Source organism: Rhizobium sp. Leaf341 (assembly GCF_001424325.1).
Lineage (GTDB): Bacteria > Pseudomonadota > Alphaproteobacteria > Rhizobiales > Rhizobiaceae > Ferranicluibacter.
Genome location: NZ_LMPE01000003.1, coordinates 766799 through 780213, shown reverse-complemented (window position 1 = coordinate 780213; position 13415 = coordinate 766799). Strand labels below are relative to the sequence as shown.

General features: G+C 63.8%; 16 protein-coding genes. 8 read left to right on the top strand and 8 right to left on the bottom strand.

Annotated elements, in window-relative coordinates; all coding sequences use genetic code 11:
• The first annotated feature begins 77 nt into the window (after positions 1–77).
• Positions 78–794 (top strand): tRNA (guanine(46)-N(7))-methyltransferase TrmB, encoded by a 717-nt coding sequence (gene trmB, locus ASG03_RS05265; RefSeq protein ID WP_062470803.1) that lies wholly within the window; start codon positions 78–80, stop codon positions 792–794.
• 38 nt (positions 795–832) lie between these two features.
• On the opposite strand, the gene ASG03_RS05260 is transcribed toward trmB, so the two are convergent.
• The 3 genes from ASG03_RS05260 to ASG03_RS05250 all read right to left on the bottom strand — a co-directional run bounded on the left by ASG03_RS05260 (position 833) and on the right by ASG03_RS05250 (position 2712).
• A complete protein-coding gene (locus tag ASG03_RS05260) occupies positions 833–1726 on the bottom strand; it encodes a DMT family transporter (RefSeq protein WP_062692676.1) in 894 nt (297 codons plus the stop codon).
• Between the two features lie 158 nt (positions 1727–1884).
• Complete coding sequence (locus tag ASG03_RS05255) at positions 1885–2142, bottom strand: DUF1150 family protein (protein WP_062470796.1); 258 nt, start codon at positions 2140–2142, stop codon at positions 1885–1887.
• 141 nt (positions 2143–2283) lie between these two features.
• A complete protein-coding gene (locus ASG03_RS05250; protein ID WP_062692674.1) occupies positions 2284–2712 on the bottom strand; it encodes an Hsp20 family protein in 429 nt (142 codons plus the stop codon).
• A 222-nt stretch (positions 2713–2934) separates the two neighbouring features.
• Here ASG03_RS05250 and ASG03_RS05245 point away from each other — a divergent pair, with 222 nt between their 5' ends.
• Positions 2935–3879: a nucleoside hydrolase gene (locus ASG03_RS05245; protein ID WP_062692672.1), complete on the top strand. Its 945-nt coding sequence runs from the start codon at positions 2935–2937 to the stop codon at positions 3877–3879.
• An 86-nt stretch (positions 3880–3965) separates the two neighbouring features.
• Here ASG03_RS05245 and ASG03_RS05240 read toward each other — a convergent pair whose 3' ends face one another.
• The 3 genes from ASG03_RS05240 to ASG03_RS05230 all read right to left on the bottom strand — a co-directional run bounded on the left by ASG03_RS05240 (position 3966) and on the right by ASG03_RS05230 (position 6573).
• Positions 3966–4286, bottom strand: a complete 321-nt coding sequence (locus ASG03_RS05240) for a hypothetical protein (RefSeq protein ID WP_062692670.1) — start codon at positions 4284–4286, stop codon at positions 3966–3968.
• A gap of 107 nt (positions 4287–4393) precedes the next feature.
• Positions 4394–5293, bottom strand: a complete 900-nt coding sequence (locus ASG03_RS05235; RefSeq protein ID WP_062692668.1) for a ribokinase — start codon at positions 5291–5293, stop codon at positions 4394–4396.
• A 62-nt stretch (positions 5294–5355) separates the two neighbouring features.
• Positions 5356–6573: a DNA recombination protein RmuC gene (locus tag ASG03_RS05230; protein ID WP_062692666.1), complete on the bottom strand. Its 1218-nt coding sequence runs from the start codon at positions 6571–6573 to the stop codon at positions 5356–5358.
• A 143-nt stretch (positions 6574–6716) separates the two neighbouring features.
• On the opposite strand from ASG03_RS05230, the gene def reads away from it, so the two are divergent.
• From def to truA, 3 genes are read left to right on the top strand one after another with little or no spacing between them, the layout of a single operon-like run.
• Positions 6717–7241 carry a peptide deformylase gene (gene def / locus ASG03_RS05225; RefSeq protein WP_062692665.1) on the top strand — a complete coding sequence of 175 codons (525 nt, stop codon included), beginning with the start codon at positions 6717–6719 and terminating at the stop codon, positions 7239–7241.
• Positions 7242–7296: 55 nt separating this feature from the next.
• Positions 7297–8232 (top strand): methionyl-tRNA formyltransferase, encoded by a 936-nt coding sequence (fmt, locus tag ASG03_RS05220; RefSeq protein WP_062470774.1) that lies wholly within the window; start codon positions 7297–7299, stop codon positions 8230–8232.
• Complete coding sequence (gene truA / locus ASG03_RS05215) at positions 8233–8976, top strand: tRNA pseudouridine(38-40) synthase TruA (protein ID WP_062692663.1); 744 nt, start codon at positions 8233–8235, stop codon at positions 8974–8976.
• A 19-nt stretch (positions 8977–8995) separates the two neighbouring features.
• On the opposite strand, the gene ASG03_RS05210 is transcribed toward truA, so the two are convergent.
• Positions 8996–9595, bottom strand: a complete 600-nt coding sequence (locus tag ASG03_RS05210) for a hypothetical protein (protein WP_062692661.1) — start codon at positions 9593–9595, stop codon at positions 8996–8998.
• Positions 9582–10832 carry a succinyl-diaminopimelate desuccinylase gene (gene dapE, locus ASG03_RS05205; protein WP_062692659.1) on the bottom strand — a complete coding sequence of 417 codons (1251 nt, stop codon included), beginning with the start codon at positions 10830–10832 and terminating at the stop codon, positions 9582–9584. The genes ASG03_RS05210 and dapE overlap by 14 nt, the downstream gene beginning before the upstream one ends.
• Positions 10833–10947: 115 nt before the next feature.
• Between dapE and ASG03_RS05200 the strand changes: the two genes are divergently transcribed.
• From ASG03_RS05200 to ASG03_RS05190, 3 genes are all read left to right on the top strand, one after another.
• A complete protein-coding gene (locus tag ASG03_RS05200; protein WP_062692658.1) occupies positions 10948–11226 on the top strand; it encodes a metal/formaldehyde-sensitive transcriptional repressor in 279 nt (92 codons plus the stop codon).
• Positions 11223–12251: a CDF family Co(II)/Ni(II) efflux transporter DmeF gene (gene dmeF, locus ASG03_RS05195; protein WP_062692656.1), complete on the top strand. Its 1029-nt coding sequence runs from the start codon at positions 11223–11225 to the stop codon at positions 12249–12251. Before ASG03_RS05200 ends, dmeF begins: the two co-directional genes overlap by 4 nt.
• 106 nt (positions 12252–12357) lie before the next feature.
• A complete protein-coding gene (locus ASG03_RS05190; RefSeq protein ID WP_062472297.1) occupies positions 12358–13398 on the top strand; it encodes an aldo/keto reductase in 1041 nt (346 codons plus the stop codon).
• Positions 13399–13415: the final 17 nt, after the last annotated feature.

Here is a 13415-nt window from a genome sequence, read left to right as displayed (position 1 = left end):
CGTTTCGGTCCGCCGGATTTTGTGACAAGAGAACGGATGCCTCACCGGCATCCGTTTTGTTTTGGAGACGTCAGCGCATGACAGACAAGCGCCCCGCCGGGTCCCCGACCCGGGCCACAGAGGCCTTTTTTGGCCGTCGCAAGGGAAAGCCGCTGCGGGCGAGCCAGGCGGCGCATCTCGAGAATGACCTGCCGACATTGCGTCTCGATCTCGGCGCCGCAGCGCCGAACGATCTCCGGAGCCTGTTCCCGGACGAGGTGAAGCGGATACGGGTGGAGATCGGGTTTGGTGGCGGGGAGCATCTGATTCATCGCGCCGTCGAGCAACCCATGACCGGCTTCATCGGCGTGGAGCCCTTCGTCAATTCCATGGCGAAACTCGTTGGACGGATTGATGAGGTCGGTGCGCGCAACATCCGGCTGTACGACGACGATGCAACGCAGGTTCTCGACTGGCTGCCGGCGGAAAGCATCGACCAGATCGATCTGCTCTATCCCGATCCCTGGCCAAAGCGGAAGCACTGGAAACGCCGGTTCGTGTCCTCGGTCAATCTCGACCGCTTTGCCCGCGTGCTCAAGCCGGGCGGACTCTTCTGCTTTGCATCCGACATCGACAGCTATGTTAACTGGACGCTGCTCCATTGCCGCGACCACGCTGCCTTCGACTGGCCCGCCCGCAATGCCAGCGACTGGCTGACGCCCTACGAGACATGGCCAAGCACGCGGTACGAGGCCAAGGCGCGTCGCGAGGGGCGCAGCTCCGCCTACCTCACCTTTGTCCGGACCGGTGCTTGAGCGAGAGCGGTGCTTGAGTAAGACCGATCAGGGATAGCTCAGGCGACGGGTTTCAGGTTCGGTTTTCGGCCGAAGGGTAAAAGGCCCAGCACAAGGGCGCAGCCGGCAACGATGATGACAGCGCCGAGCATCTGCATGGGCGCGATGGGCTCGTTGAGGGCAAGTGCGCCAACGAGGACGGCGACCACGGTTACGGCAAATTCGACACTAATGGCGCGCGTCGCGCCGATCGAGGCGACCAGCCGGAAATAGGTGACATAGGTCAGGGCGCTCATCCCGCTGCCCAGCACGACGAGGGCACCGAGATCCGTCCACGAGGGCAGGGCCGGAACGGGCACCGCGAGCAGCAGAGGCAGGGTCATCAGTGCGCCGGAGAGGAACGCGCCAATCGTCACCTCGAGCGATCCGATGCCTTGCAGGTGGCGGCTCGCATAATTGCTGCCAAAGGCGGCGCAGAAGGCGCTGAGCAGCGAGGCGGTACATCCGAACAGAAAATCGGGCGTGATCGGCACGGCGGGAAAGCCGACCAGAAGCACGATGCCGATCGTGCCGCTGACGAGACCGAGCAGCCCTTGCGTCCGCATCGGCTCCAGCTTCCAGAGATGCGCGATGACCATGGAAAAAAGAGGGATCGCGGCCACCAGAATGGCGGCCATCGCCGTCCCGATGCGCGGCGTCGCGTAGGAAAGCCCGATTAGCTGTCCGGCGACCGTGGTGGCGCCAACGATGATGAAGGGCCATCGCCGTGGGCCGAAGCAAAGCACCCGGCGACGAAGAGCGGCAAACAGAAGAAGGGTGCCGCCCGCGACGAAGCTTCGCAACGTGACAGCGCCGACCCAGCCGAACGCATGGACCACATGCAGAAGCACGAGGAACGAGAGGCCCCAGGCAAAGGCGAGAAAGAGATAGGCAGCAAGATCCCGCGGTTTCATGAACCCCCGGTTATCCCAAGGGCAGCGCGGCGGCAAAGACTTTTCCGGTGGAGGATGTCAGGACGCCGCATTGGCCTGTGGTCGGTGCGGCGGCGTCGTGGGCCGGATGGGTCAGGGGCAATGCGCGATCTGCTCGCTGTCGACCCACCGGCCTTCGATTAGTGCAGTGTTACCGTCTTCAGGTCGTCTTCCGCCGCCTTGAAAAACGTGCTGGACCGGTTATCGGTGAGAAGAATGGGCGTGCCGTCGGCGCCGAACAGCGCCCAGAGATCGAGACCGGGTTCCATGCTGGGAGCTTCTGGAAAGCAGCGCGAGACCTCATCAGAGCGCATTTTCCGGATGTAACCGACTTCACCTGCACCGAGATGTGCCAGGTCGGTTTTCGACAAATGGCTGCTGATGTGTTTCAATCCCATGAACTCTCTCCTCGTTGTCGCACGAGCCTTCCCTTGGGAAGGACCACGCGACATAAGATTATGTTTTCATGCGAGGATTGGCGAAATTCGCAACCAGGGTCGCCAGCCTTGCAGCCGGCCAAGTCACCCTTGCCGGTGCGCTCACTCTGGGACCAAAATGTTAATTTTCTTTACCATGCGGACAGGTTCTGGACGAATGAGATCGACGGAAAGCAATCCGTGGCGCAATTCCGCCTTCATGACCTCCATGCCCTCGGCAAGCACGAACATGCGCTGAAACTGGCGCGCGGCGATGCCCCGATGGAGATAGTCACGCTCTTGCGTCTCTGTCTGGCGGCCACAGATCACCAGCTGGCTTTCCTCGATCGTCACATCCAGGTCGTCTTCCGCAAAACCGGCGACGGCAAGCGTGATCCGCAGGCGCTCCGGTTCATCCGGTCCGGAACTGCGCACGCGTTCGATGTTGTAGGGAGGATAGCCGTCATTGCCCCTGGCGACGCGCTCGAGCGTCTTTTCCATGGCGTCGAAGCCCAGCATCAGCGGACTCGTAAAAGGCGTCAGGCGGCTCATATCTCGTCCTTGCAAACCTCAAGCGACCGATACGCGAACCCGAGGTCGGCGTTCGCGCTCGACATATGGGGTGCCTACGGATCGCGCGCAAGCGGCCTGCGCCTTTCCTCCTGCAAAACACGCATCTCCCGCGGCCAACGGGAAAGCATGCGCACAGCGCTTACGGGGCGGAGGGAATCGTTCTATGCAGGACGGCAAAAGACAGAAGGATAGGAGTTCGCCGTGGCCGCACCCGCCAAGATCATCATCGATACGGATCCCGGACAGGACGACGCCGCCGCGATCATGCTGGCGCTCGCAAGCCCCGACGAACTCGATGTCGTGGGGATCACCACCGTTGCCGGCAACGTGCCGCTGAGCCTGACGTCCCGCAATGCGCGGATCATCTGCGAATTGTCGGGCCGGCCCGACGTGAAGGTCTACGCCGGTGCCGAAAGACCGCTCGTGCGCGCGCTTGTCACGGCCGAGCACGTGCACGGCTCCACCGGACTCGACGGAACAGTGCTTGCCGAGCCGACCATGCCGCTTCAGGACATGCATGCTGTCGACTTCATCGTCGAGACCCTGCGTGCCGAGCCGGCGGGCACCGTCACGCTGTGCACGCTGGGAGCCCTCACGAACATTGCGCTCGCGCTTCAGAAGGCGCCGGATATCGCGGGGAAGGTGAAAGAGCTTGTGATGATGGGCGGCGGCTTCTTCGAGGGCGGCAACATCACGCCGGCCGCCGAGTTCAACATCTATGTCGATCCCGAGGCTGCGGGAGTGGTTTTCAAATCGGGCATGCCGATCGTCATGATGCCGCTCGATGTAACGCACAAGGTGCTGACCTTGAAAGCGCGCGTCGACCGGATCCGCGCCATCGGGCGTCCCGCTGCGGTCGCAATGGCGGAAATGCTCGATTTCTTCGAGCGTTTCGATATCGAGAAATACGGCAGCGACGGTGGTCCGCTGCATGACCCGACGGTGATTGCCTACCTTCTCCGCCCGGCGCTTTTTTCCGGCAGAGATTGCAACGTCGAGATCGAGACGGAATCCGCCCTGACGGCCGGGATGACGGTGGTCGACTGGTGGCAAGTCACGGGCCGCCCCCACACCGCCAAGGTCATGAAGGATGTCGATGCGGACGGCTTCTTCGATCTCCTGACGGAACGCCTCGCCCGTCTCTGACCGCCGTGCCCTAACGCCAAAGCCGCGCGCCTTTTCGGGACGCGCGGCTTTGTGGTCTGTTCTCTGATGATCCCGACCGGACGGTGTCAGCGCCACCAGGACCGGGGCTCGGGCTCGCTGGACGACGCCAGGATATAGCCGACAGCAACGCCGATCGCCGTGGCAAGCACCACGACGCTCGCAATGCCGGTCGGGTGTTCGCGCGCGACGTCCGCCACAGCGCGACCTTCGGCCTTCACCTGGGAAACGGCCTTCTTCGCGTAGGGAGCGGCGGCCTCATACGCTTCGGAGGCCTTGTCGAGCGTGTCGCTGTAGGCACGCGCGCTCTGCGACGAGACGATCTTCGTCAGACGTGCGACTTCGTCGCGCAGCGCGCGGACATCTTCATTCGAGGAATTCAAAGACATTTCGGGTTCTCCTTGTCGATCATCGGCTAAACTCCGACCGACAAGAATTGGTTCCGGTGCCGGCGGCGGGCCCGCACCCGTGGAAATCCGCAATTCTGTCACGGACCTCAGAGCGCAGCGTCGACCATGCTTGCCAACGGGATGGCCGGCTGAGCGCCCGGCTTCAGACAGGCAAGGGAGCCCGCAACAGCCGCTCGCCGCAAAGCCTTCTCGAACGACAGCCCGGCATCCAGTCCGGCGGCCAGATAGCCGCAGAACGTATCGCCTGCGCCCACCGTGTCGATCGGCTCGATCACGAGGCCTGCGGCCGTGTACATCTCGCCTTCATGCATGGCGATCACGCCGTCCGCGCCAAGGGTCACGATGACCGTCTGACCCGTTTCGGCGCTCAGCGCCTGGATGGCAGACTGGCGTTCCTCCGGCGAAAGCCGGTCCCGTCCGGCGAGACGTTCGAATTCGGTTTCGTTGGCCACCACGATGTCGGCCATGCGTCCGAGCGCCGCGGCATGCTCGGTCAGAGGCGCAATGTTGATGATCGAGCGCACGCCGCGCTCGCGGGCGGCAAGAAGTGCGCCTTCGACCGCCGCTGCCGGGACTTCCAGTTGCAGGACAAGGGTGTCCTGCGGCGTCATCGTCTCGATGGCGGCCAGCGCATCCGCCTCGTTGACTGTCCCGTTCGCGCTGGAGACGACGACAATCACGTTCTCGCCGTCGCCGCCGACCAGAATGTGGGCGGTGCCCGTCGGTTCGCTCGCGGTCTTTACCAGCGACAGATCGGTGCCTGCCTCCTTCATCAGGCCGAGCGCGGATTCGGCAAAGGAGTCCCAACCGACGGCGCCGGCCATGCGAACGCTGGCGCCGGCGCGTGTTGCGGCCAGTGCCTGGTTTGCCCCCTTGCCGCCGGCGGCTGTCGTAAAGCTGTTGCCCGTCACCGTTTCACCCGGTTTCGGCAAGCGTGCCGTGGTGGCGATAAGGTCCATGTTGATGGAGCCGAAGACGGTGATCATGCAGTGCCTCCCGAATACGCCGCATCCGGCGGCGTGTGTAAGCCGGACACTGCCCGACGGCCTCAGTCTTCGTCAACCACTCTGAGCTTCAGCGACCCGGCGCGGCTGCCGGGGGCTGGCGTCGATGGCGAAGCGCCACCTTCGGCCTGCTCGGACGCCGCGCTCCGATTCTCCTGGAGTTCCAGGGCTTCGATCTTCGCGCCCCGGCGCTTCAGCTTGTCGGAGGAGATCAGGATATCGTCGACATCCTTCTGTGTGGTGGTGAAATGGCCGTGCAGCTTGCGGACCCGCTCATCGAGACGCCCCAGATCCTCCATCAGCCGCACGACCTCCGCCTGGATCAGATGGGCCTGTTCACGCATGCGGTGGTCGCGCAGGATCGCCTGGATGACCTGGATGGACAGCAGAAGGAGCGACGGCGAAACGATGACGACGCGCGATCGATGCGCCTTCTGGACGATGCTCTCGAAATGCTCGTGGATGTCGGCAAAGATCGACTCGGACGGGACGAACAGGAAGGCCGTCTCCTGCGTCTCGCCCGGGATCAGGTATTTCCCGGCGATGTCCTTGATATGCACCTCAAGGTCACGGCGGAAAAGCAGCGACGCCTGCCGCTTGAGGTCGGGCGACTGTGCGGCCCGCATGGCGTTCCAGGCCTCCAAAGGAAACTTCGCGTCGATTGCCAGGCCGGGCTGGCCGTTCGGCATATGGATGATGCAGTCGGGTCGGGACGCGTTGGATAGCGTCGCCTGAAACGCGTAGGCTCCCTGCGGCAACCCATCGGCAATGATCGTTTCCATGCGCCCCTGTCCGAAGGCGCCGCGGGTCTGCTTGTTGGCGAGGATCTGCTGCAGTCCGGCCATGTCCTTGGCCAGCGACTGAATGTTCGTCTGCGCCGTGTCGATCACGGCCAGCCGTTCCTGAAGCGTGCGCAGGTTCTCGTGCGTCTGGCGTGTCTGCTCGGTGATCGAGGCGCCGATCCGTTGCGTCATGCCGTCGATACGCTGGTTGATTGACTGGTTCAGTTCGTACTGCCGCGTGCCGAAGATGTCGGCGATGGCGGCGATTCGCCCCTGCATTTCGGTTTGCGCCTGAATGAGCGCCGCCATCTGCGCCTGCGCCGTCTCCGACGTCCGGGCAGCGCGCCGGCGAAGACCGGCGACGATCGCAAGACAGACGACGGCCGCCAGGCCGACAAAGAGCCAGGCGATGATGGTCGGAGAGAGGCCTGTTGCAGACGAGACGGCCAGCAGCGTATCCAGCGGAGAGATGGAGGTCATGGCCGAACCCTAGCAAAATTCACGGCAAAGACCAGATCAAATCATGAACATCTCCGCCGTCGTTGGTGGTTTCTGCGCGAAAATGCCGGTAAATCGCGCCGCGGCGAATTCCATACCCCGAAAAGATCGGCTATCACCACGCCATGACGATCAAGCCTCTTATCATCCTTCCCGATCCCTTGCTCCGCCAGATATCCGCGCCCATTGAGCGGATCGACGACGATGTTCGACGCATGGCCGACGACATGCTGGAAACCATGTACGACGCCCCCGGCATCGGGCTCGCGGCAATCCAGGTCGGCCTTCCCCGCCGCATGCTGGTGATCGACATCGCCAAGGAGGGCGAAGAGAAGGCACCCCAGGTCTTCATCAACCCGGAAATCCTGACATCGTCGGACGAGCGGTCGGTCTACGAGGAAGGTTGCCTGTCGATTCCCGACTATTACGCAGAGGTCGAGCGGCCGGCCGGCATTACGCTGCGATATCTCGATCGCGACGGTCATCCGCAGGAAATTGCGGCCGATGGCCTTCTCGCCACTTGTCTGCAGCATGAGATCGACCACTTGAACGGTGTGTTGTTCATCGATCATATCTCCAAGCTGAAACGCGAGATGGTGGTGCGCAAGTTTACCAAGGCCGCCAAGACCCGCGGTTCGAAAACCATCTGATCGACGCGGGCCGCCGTCAGCCGCGGGCCCGACCGCGCTCTTGAGGGAGGCCATCATGTCGCTGCGCATCATCTTCATGGGAACGCCGGACTTTTCCGTGCCGACGCTCGCCGCGCTCGCGCAGGCCGGGCACAAGATTGCCGCCGTCTACACGCAGCCGCCGCGTCCCGGTGGCCGTCGCGGGCTCGACCTGCAGAAGTCTCCCGTGCATCAGGCTGCAGAACTGCTCGGCATCGAGGTCCGCACGCCACTCAACTTCAAGGCCGAGGAAGATCGGCAGGCATTTCGCGCACTCGATGCCGATGTCGCCGTGGTGGTCGCTTATGGCCTGCTTCTACCGGAAGCCATCCTGTCGGGCACGCGGCTCGGCTGCTACAATGGCCACGCGTCTCTCCTGCCGCGCTGGCGCGGTGCGGCGCCTATCCAGCGCGCGATCATGGCGGGCGACCGTGAAACCGGCATGATGGTGATGAAGATGGAGAAGGGCCTGGATACCGGCCCCGTCGCCCTTACCAGTCTCGTCACCATCGGCCCGGATATGACGGCAGGCGACCTGCACAACACACTCATGGTGCGCGGCGCAGCGCTGATGCGCGACGCGATGGAGAAGCTGGAAGCGGACGAACTGCCGCTGACCCCGCAGCGCGACGAGGGCGTTCTCTACGCGGCAAAGATCGCCAAGGGCGAAACACACATCGATTTCACCAAGCCGGCGCAGGAGGTTCATGACCACATTCGCGGCCTGTCGCCCTTTCCGGGCGCGTGGTTCGAGCTCGACGTCGCCGGCAAGCGCGAACGCGTCAAGGTTCTCGCGTCCACGGTGGAGACGGCGCGCGGCGAGACGGGGACGGCCGTTTTCGACGACCTGACGATCGCCTGCGGGGACGGCTCGATCCGTCTGACGCGGTTGCAGAAGGCCGGCGGCAAGGTCTTGCCCGCCGACGAATTCCGGCGCGGCACGCCGATCCCCGCCGGCACGAGGCTTCTCTGAATGCCTCGCTTTCGACTGCTTGTTGAATATGACGGGTCGTCCTACGTCGGCTGGCAACGTCAGGACAACGGGCGCTCCGTTCAGGGCGCCATCGAAGGCGCGGTCCTGCGGCTGACGCGCGAGACCGTTGCGGTGCGTGGAGCGGGCAGAACAGATTCTGGAGTCCACGCCCGGGGGCAGGTGGCCCATGTCGACCTTTCCCGCGACTGGCCGCCGGAAACGCTGCGCAATGCCCTGAACGCCCATCTCGGCCAGCATGGCGAGCGGGTCGCGATCCTCGATGCGCAAGCCGTGCCGGACACGTTCGACGCGCGCTTCTCGGCCCTGCGCCGCCATTATCTCTACCGCATCATCTGCCGACATTCGCCTTTGGCACTCGAGGCGAAGCGTGCCTGGTGGGTGGTGAAGCCGCTTGATGCCGGCCTCATGCATGCAGCCGCCCAGACCCTTGTCGGCCGGCACGATTTCACCACCTTCCGCTCCGTCCACTGCCAGGCCAACAGCCCCGTGCGCACGCTCGACCGTCTCGACGTGACGCAGGACGGCGTCGTGATCGAGATCCGCGCGACGGCTCAGAGCTTCCTGCACAACCAGATCCGCTCGCTGGCGGGCACCCTGAAGATGGTGGGCGAGGGCAAGTGGCCGGTCGAGCGGGTGCGTGCGGCGCTCGACGCGCGCGATCGCAAGGCCTGCGGGCCCGTTGCCCCGCCGGACGGGCTCTACTTCATGCAGGTGGACTACTGACCGGTCGCGTGGCGGCGGCTTAAATCGGCAGGAGACCGAAGCTGCGCTGCATCGCCTCGCCGATCATCAGCGAGGGTAGTATGAAGAGCGCCGACAGCGTGGCTGCGAGCAACGTCTGGTCGCCGCCCGTGATCACCTTGAGCACCCTGAAGATCGCGATGATGATCGCGACGAGCGCCATGAGGGAAAGCATGCCCGTCAACCCGTCGCTGTCGGGGATGACCAGCCGTATGGCGGCGGGCACGGCCATGCCGTAGAAGGTCGGGATCGACAGCCAGTTGGTGACGACGATGATGGCGCCCAAGGCCTGTCCGTAGCCAAGCGGTCGGGCAAGAACGACGATCAGCAGGATCGGCAGGATCCACGTTGCGACATCGACGATGAAGAGCTTGGCGATGAAGGCGAGACCTGCGGTCGTCCCCTCGGGCATATTGATCAGATAGAACATCCGCCACGCCGACCAGCTGACAGCCATCGCTGGCAGGCACCACAGGATGGCTGCAAAGGAACGCCAGACGCCGGCGGCGCTGAGATCCAGCCAGTCGAAGCCCTCAGGCTTGCCGAGCACCAGCATCCAGACGCCCTTGAGATAGAGGCCGATGTCCTCAAGCTGCGGCATCGTTGAACCAGCGCTCGAGAAAGGCAAGATAGATGCGGGTCAGGGTCTCCAGATCCGCAACCGAAACCCGCTCGTCCACCATGTGCATGGTCTGGCCGACCAGGCCGAATTCCACCACCGGGCAATGATCCTTGATGAAGCGCGCATCCGATGTGCCGCCCGTCGTCGAAAGCGCCGGCTGCCGGCCCGTGACCGCCTCGACGGCCGACGAAAGCGACGAAATGAGCTGGTTGCTGCGCGTGAGGAAAACGTGGCTGGGCCGCTCGCTCCACGTGAGATCGTAGCGGACGGGATCGCGGCCCGGACGCAACGGGCCATGCGCGGCCGCCCGATCAAGCCGCGTGATGATCTCGCCCTTCAGGCTGTCAGCGTCCCACGTGTCGTTGAAGCGGATGTTGAAGCGGAATGTCGCGCGTGCCGGGATCACGTTGACGGCGGGATTGCCGACGTCGAGGCTTGTGACCTCGAGATTCGATGGCTGGAAGTTCTCGGTGCCCGCGTCGAAAGGGGGGTCCATGAGAGCTGCCGCAAGCTGCAGCGCACCCCGCACGGGGCTGTCTGCGAGATGGGGGTAGGCGGCATGACCCTGAACGCCATGCACAGTGACCGTGCCCGACAGGGATCCGCGCCGGCCGATCTTGATCATGTCCCCAAGCTGGTCGGGATTGGTCGGTTCGCCCACGATGCAAGCATCCCAGCGTTCACCACGCGCCGTCGCCCAATCGAGAAGCTTTGTCGTGCCGTTGATGGCCGGGCCTTCCTCGTCGCCCGTTATCAGCAGCGAAATCGCGCCGTTCGGTGTCCCATGCTGGCCGACAAAACGGGCGACGGCGGCGATGAAGCAGGCAATGCCGCCTTTCATGTCCACCGCGCCGCGACCATACAGCATGCCGTCGTCGATAACCGCGGCGAAGGGAGCGTGCGTCCAGGCCGCTTCGTCACCGATCGGAACGACATCCGTATGGCCGGCAAAGAGCAGGTGCCGTCCCTCGAATGACGCGTCCGCGCCCCCGAGGCGTGCGTAGAGATTTTCTATATCGGGTGTTCCCGCTTCCTGAGCGAGCACGCGGTCGACGGCAAAGCCGAGGGGTGCCAGCATCTCCTCGAGCACGCCGAGCGCCCCGCCCTCGGCCGGCGTGACCGAAGGGCAGCGGATAAGCGCCGCAAGATTGGCAACGGGATCGTGAGATGGGGGAAGGGCGGAAGGGTCGAGGGAAGTCGGATCGGCAAGGGACATGAAGACAGCCTGTTGATTCCGGAAAGATGTAGCCGATCGCTCCACCGCTGTCACGGCGGTTCGCGACAGGGACGCGGATTGCAATTCGGGTGAATATAGGGTAGCCCCCTATGCTATGTCGCACCTGTCGAAGAGCAAGACCAAACTGATCGCCCGCGTCCGGCGCCTGAAGGGGCAGCTGGAGGCAATCGAACGTGCGCTGGAAGCGGAAGAGCCCTGTGGTGTCGTGCTCAACCAGGTGGCTTCCGTTCGCGGCGCCATGAGCGGACTGACGGCCGAGCTGATCGAGGATCATATCCGCAACCATGTGAGCGATCCGGACCAGGATGCCGATCCGGAGCGCGCCCGCGCCGCGGCAGAGCTGATCGACGTGATGAGGATCTACCTGAAATGACCGAAAGCCGTCTGTCGAATCCCCATCACCACGTCTTTCTCGGGCGGGACCACGAACGCAACGAACGCCGGACCTGGATCGTCATCGGACTGACGGCCGGGATGATGGTCGCCGAGATCGTCGCCGGGACCGCCTTCGGCTCCATGGCGCTGGTGGCCGATGGCTGGCATATGTCGACCCACGCCGCTGCCATGCTCATCACGGCTCTTGCCTATGTCTACGCCCGCCGGAACGCGCGGAACCCGCGCTTCACCTTCGGCACCGGTAAGTTCGGAGACCTCGCCGGCTTTGCCAGCGCCATCGTTCTCGCGCTGGTTGCCATGTTCATTGCCTGGGAAAGCATGCTGCGGCTGTGGTCCCCGGTTGATATCGATTTCCGTCAGGCCATTGCGGTGGCTGTCCTCGGCCTTCTCGTCAATCTGCTGTGCGCCTGGCTGCTCGGCGGGCACCATCACGGGCACGGGCACGGACACGACCATCGGCACGGACACGACCATGGACATGAGCACGAGCATGAACATGCAGATGGACATGAGCATGGCGGACATCCGCACGATCATGCGCAGCAGCATCATGATGCCCGGCGCCATACGGACAACAATCTCCGCGGCGCTTATCTGCATGTGCTTGCCGATGCCCTGACGTCGGTTCTGGCGATCGCTGCGCTCGTTCTCGGCAGCCTCTATGGTTGGCTCTGGCTCGATCCCTCCATCGGCATCATCGGTGCGCTCGTCATCGCCCGCTGGTCCTTTGGTCTCCTGCGCGACAGCGGGTCTGTGCTGCTCGACTACGTACCTGCGGGAGAGCGTCTCCCCGACGACATCCGGCATGCCATCGAGGGCGGCGACGTGAGAATTACGGATCTGCACGTCTGGCAGCTCGGACCGGGCCATCACGGCGCGATCGTCGCCCTGAAGGCGACAAGGCCGATGCCATCATCCTTCTATCGCGCCAAGCTCGCGCATCTTGCCGAGCTGTCGCACGTCACCATCGAGGTCGAGCCGACAGAAACCCAGGCGGCGTGAGCGGATGTCCGGCATTGCTGGACCTCTGACGGCTTTGCGCTAGCTTATGGGCCGAATCGCACGGTTCAACGACGGACGCGATTCGACAGATAGGATGGAGCAGACCATGCGCTACAATCAGCTTGGCAATACCGGCCTCTTCGTTTCCGAGCTTTGCCTGGGAACGATGACCTTCGGCTCGGCGGACGATCCGCGCTGGGGTCCGATCGCGGACGTCGACCAGGATGCTGCCGATCGCATCGTCGAGCGCTCGCTGGCCGCCGGCATCAATTTCATCGATACGGCCGACGTCTATTCCTTTGGCCAGTCGGAGCGGCTGCTGGGTCAGGCGCTGAAGAACAATGCGGTTGCGCGCAAGGATGTCATCATCGCCACCAAGGTCTATGGCGTGATGAGCGGCAAGCCCAATGATCGCGGCGCGTCACGGGGCCATATCATGGACTCGGTGGAGGCGAGCCTCGAGCGTCTGCAGACCGACCATATCGACCTTTACCAGATTCATGCCACCGATCCCGTCACGCCCATCGACGAAACGCTGCGCGCATTCGACGATCTCGTTTCTCGCGGGCTCGTGCGGTATATCGGGGTGTCGAACTGGCAGGCGTGGCGGATCGCCAAGGCGCTCGGCATCTCCGAGCGCAAAGGCTATGCACGCTTCGACAGCCTGCAGGCCTATTACTCGATCGCAGGTCGCGACCTGGAGCGCGAACTCGCTCCCTTGCTCCTGGAGGAAAAGATGGGCCTGATGGTCTGGTCGCCGCTCGCCGGCGGGCTGCTTTCGGGAAAATATGGCCCGGGTGCGCCTGGTAACGGCGACGGCCGCCGCGCGACCTTCGACTTTCCGCCCGTGGACAAGGACCGCGCTTGGGCCTGTGTCGCCGCCATGCGCGATGTTGGCGAGAAGCATGGGATCAGCGTTGCCGAGGTTGCCCTTGCCTATATCCTGGCCAAGCCCTTTGTCAGCACCGTCATCATCGGTGCCAAGAGGATCGAGCAGCTGGAACAGAACCTGAAGGCCACCGACGTCCGGCTTGACGCGGGTGATCTGGAAAAGCTCGATGCGGTCAGTGCGCTGGCACCGGAGTATCCGGGCTGGATGCTGGAGCGGCAGGCCACAAACCGGCGTCCGGATCCCTTCAAGCGCTAGATATCACGACAGCGACG

Excerpts from the sequence above, each read along its gene's own strand:
- ASG03_RS05240 (WP_062692670.1), bottom strand. The coding sequence starts at position 4,286 with ATGTCTTTGAATTCCTCGAATGAAGATGTCCGCGCGCTGCGCGACGAA.
- dmeF (WP_062692656.1), top strand. The coding sequence starts at position 11,223 with ATGACCGAAAGCCGTCTGTCGAATCCCCATCACCACGTCTTTCTCGGG.
- ASG03_RS05255 (WP_062470796.1), bottom strand. The coding sequence starts at position 2,142 with ATGGGATTGAAACACATCAGCAGCCATTTGTCGAAAACCGACCTGGCA.
- ASG03_RS05250 (WP_062692674.1), bottom strand. The coding sequence starts at position 2,712 with ATGAGCCGCCTGACGCCTTTTACGAGTCCGCTGATGCTGGGCTTCGAC.
- ASG03_RS05200 (WP_062692658.1), top strand. The coding sequence starts at position 10,948 with ATGTCGCACCTGTCGAAGAGCAAGACCAAACTGATCGCCCGCGTCCGG.
- dapE (WP_062692659.1), bottom strand. The coding sequence starts at position 10,832 with ATGTCCCTTGCCGATCCGACTTCCCTCGACCCTTCCGCCCTTCCCCCA.
- def (WP_062692665.1), top strand. The coding sequence starts at position 6,717 with ATGACGATCAAGCCTCTTATCATCCTTCCCGATCCCTTGCTCCGCCAG.
- ASG03_RS05190 (WP_062472297.1), top strand. The coding sequence starts at position 12,358 with ATGCGCTACAATCAGCTTGGCAATACCGGCCTCTTCGTTTCCGAGCTT.
- fmt (WP_062470774.1), top strand. The coding sequence starts at position 7,297 with ATGTCGCTGCGCATCATCTTCATGGGAACGCCGGACTTTTCCGTGCCG.
- trmB (WP_062470803.1), top strand. The coding sequence starts at position 78 with ATGACAGACAAGCGCCCCGCCGGGTCCCCGACCCGGGCCACAGAGGCC.
- truA (WP_062692663.1), top strand. The coding sequence starts at position 8,233 with ATGCCTCGCTTTCGACTGCTTGTTGAATATGACGGGTCGTCCTACGTC.
- ASG03_RS05210 (WP_062692661.1), bottom strand. The coding sequence starts at position 9,595 with ATGCCGCAGCTTGAGGACATCGGCCTCTATCTCAAGGGCGTCTGGATG.
- ASG03_RS05260 (WP_062692676.1), bottom strand. The coding sequence starts at position 1,726 with ATGAAACCGCGGGATCTTGCTGCCTATCTCTTTCTCGCCTTTGCCTGG.
- ASG03_RS05230 (WP_062692666.1), bottom strand. The coding sequence starts at position 6,573 with ATGACCTCCATCTCTCCGCTGGATACGCTGCTGGCCGTCTCGTCTGCA.
- ASG03_RS05235 (WP_062692668.1), bottom strand. The coding sequence starts at position 5,293 with ATGATCACCGTCTTCGGCTCCATCAACATGGACCTTATCGCCACCACG.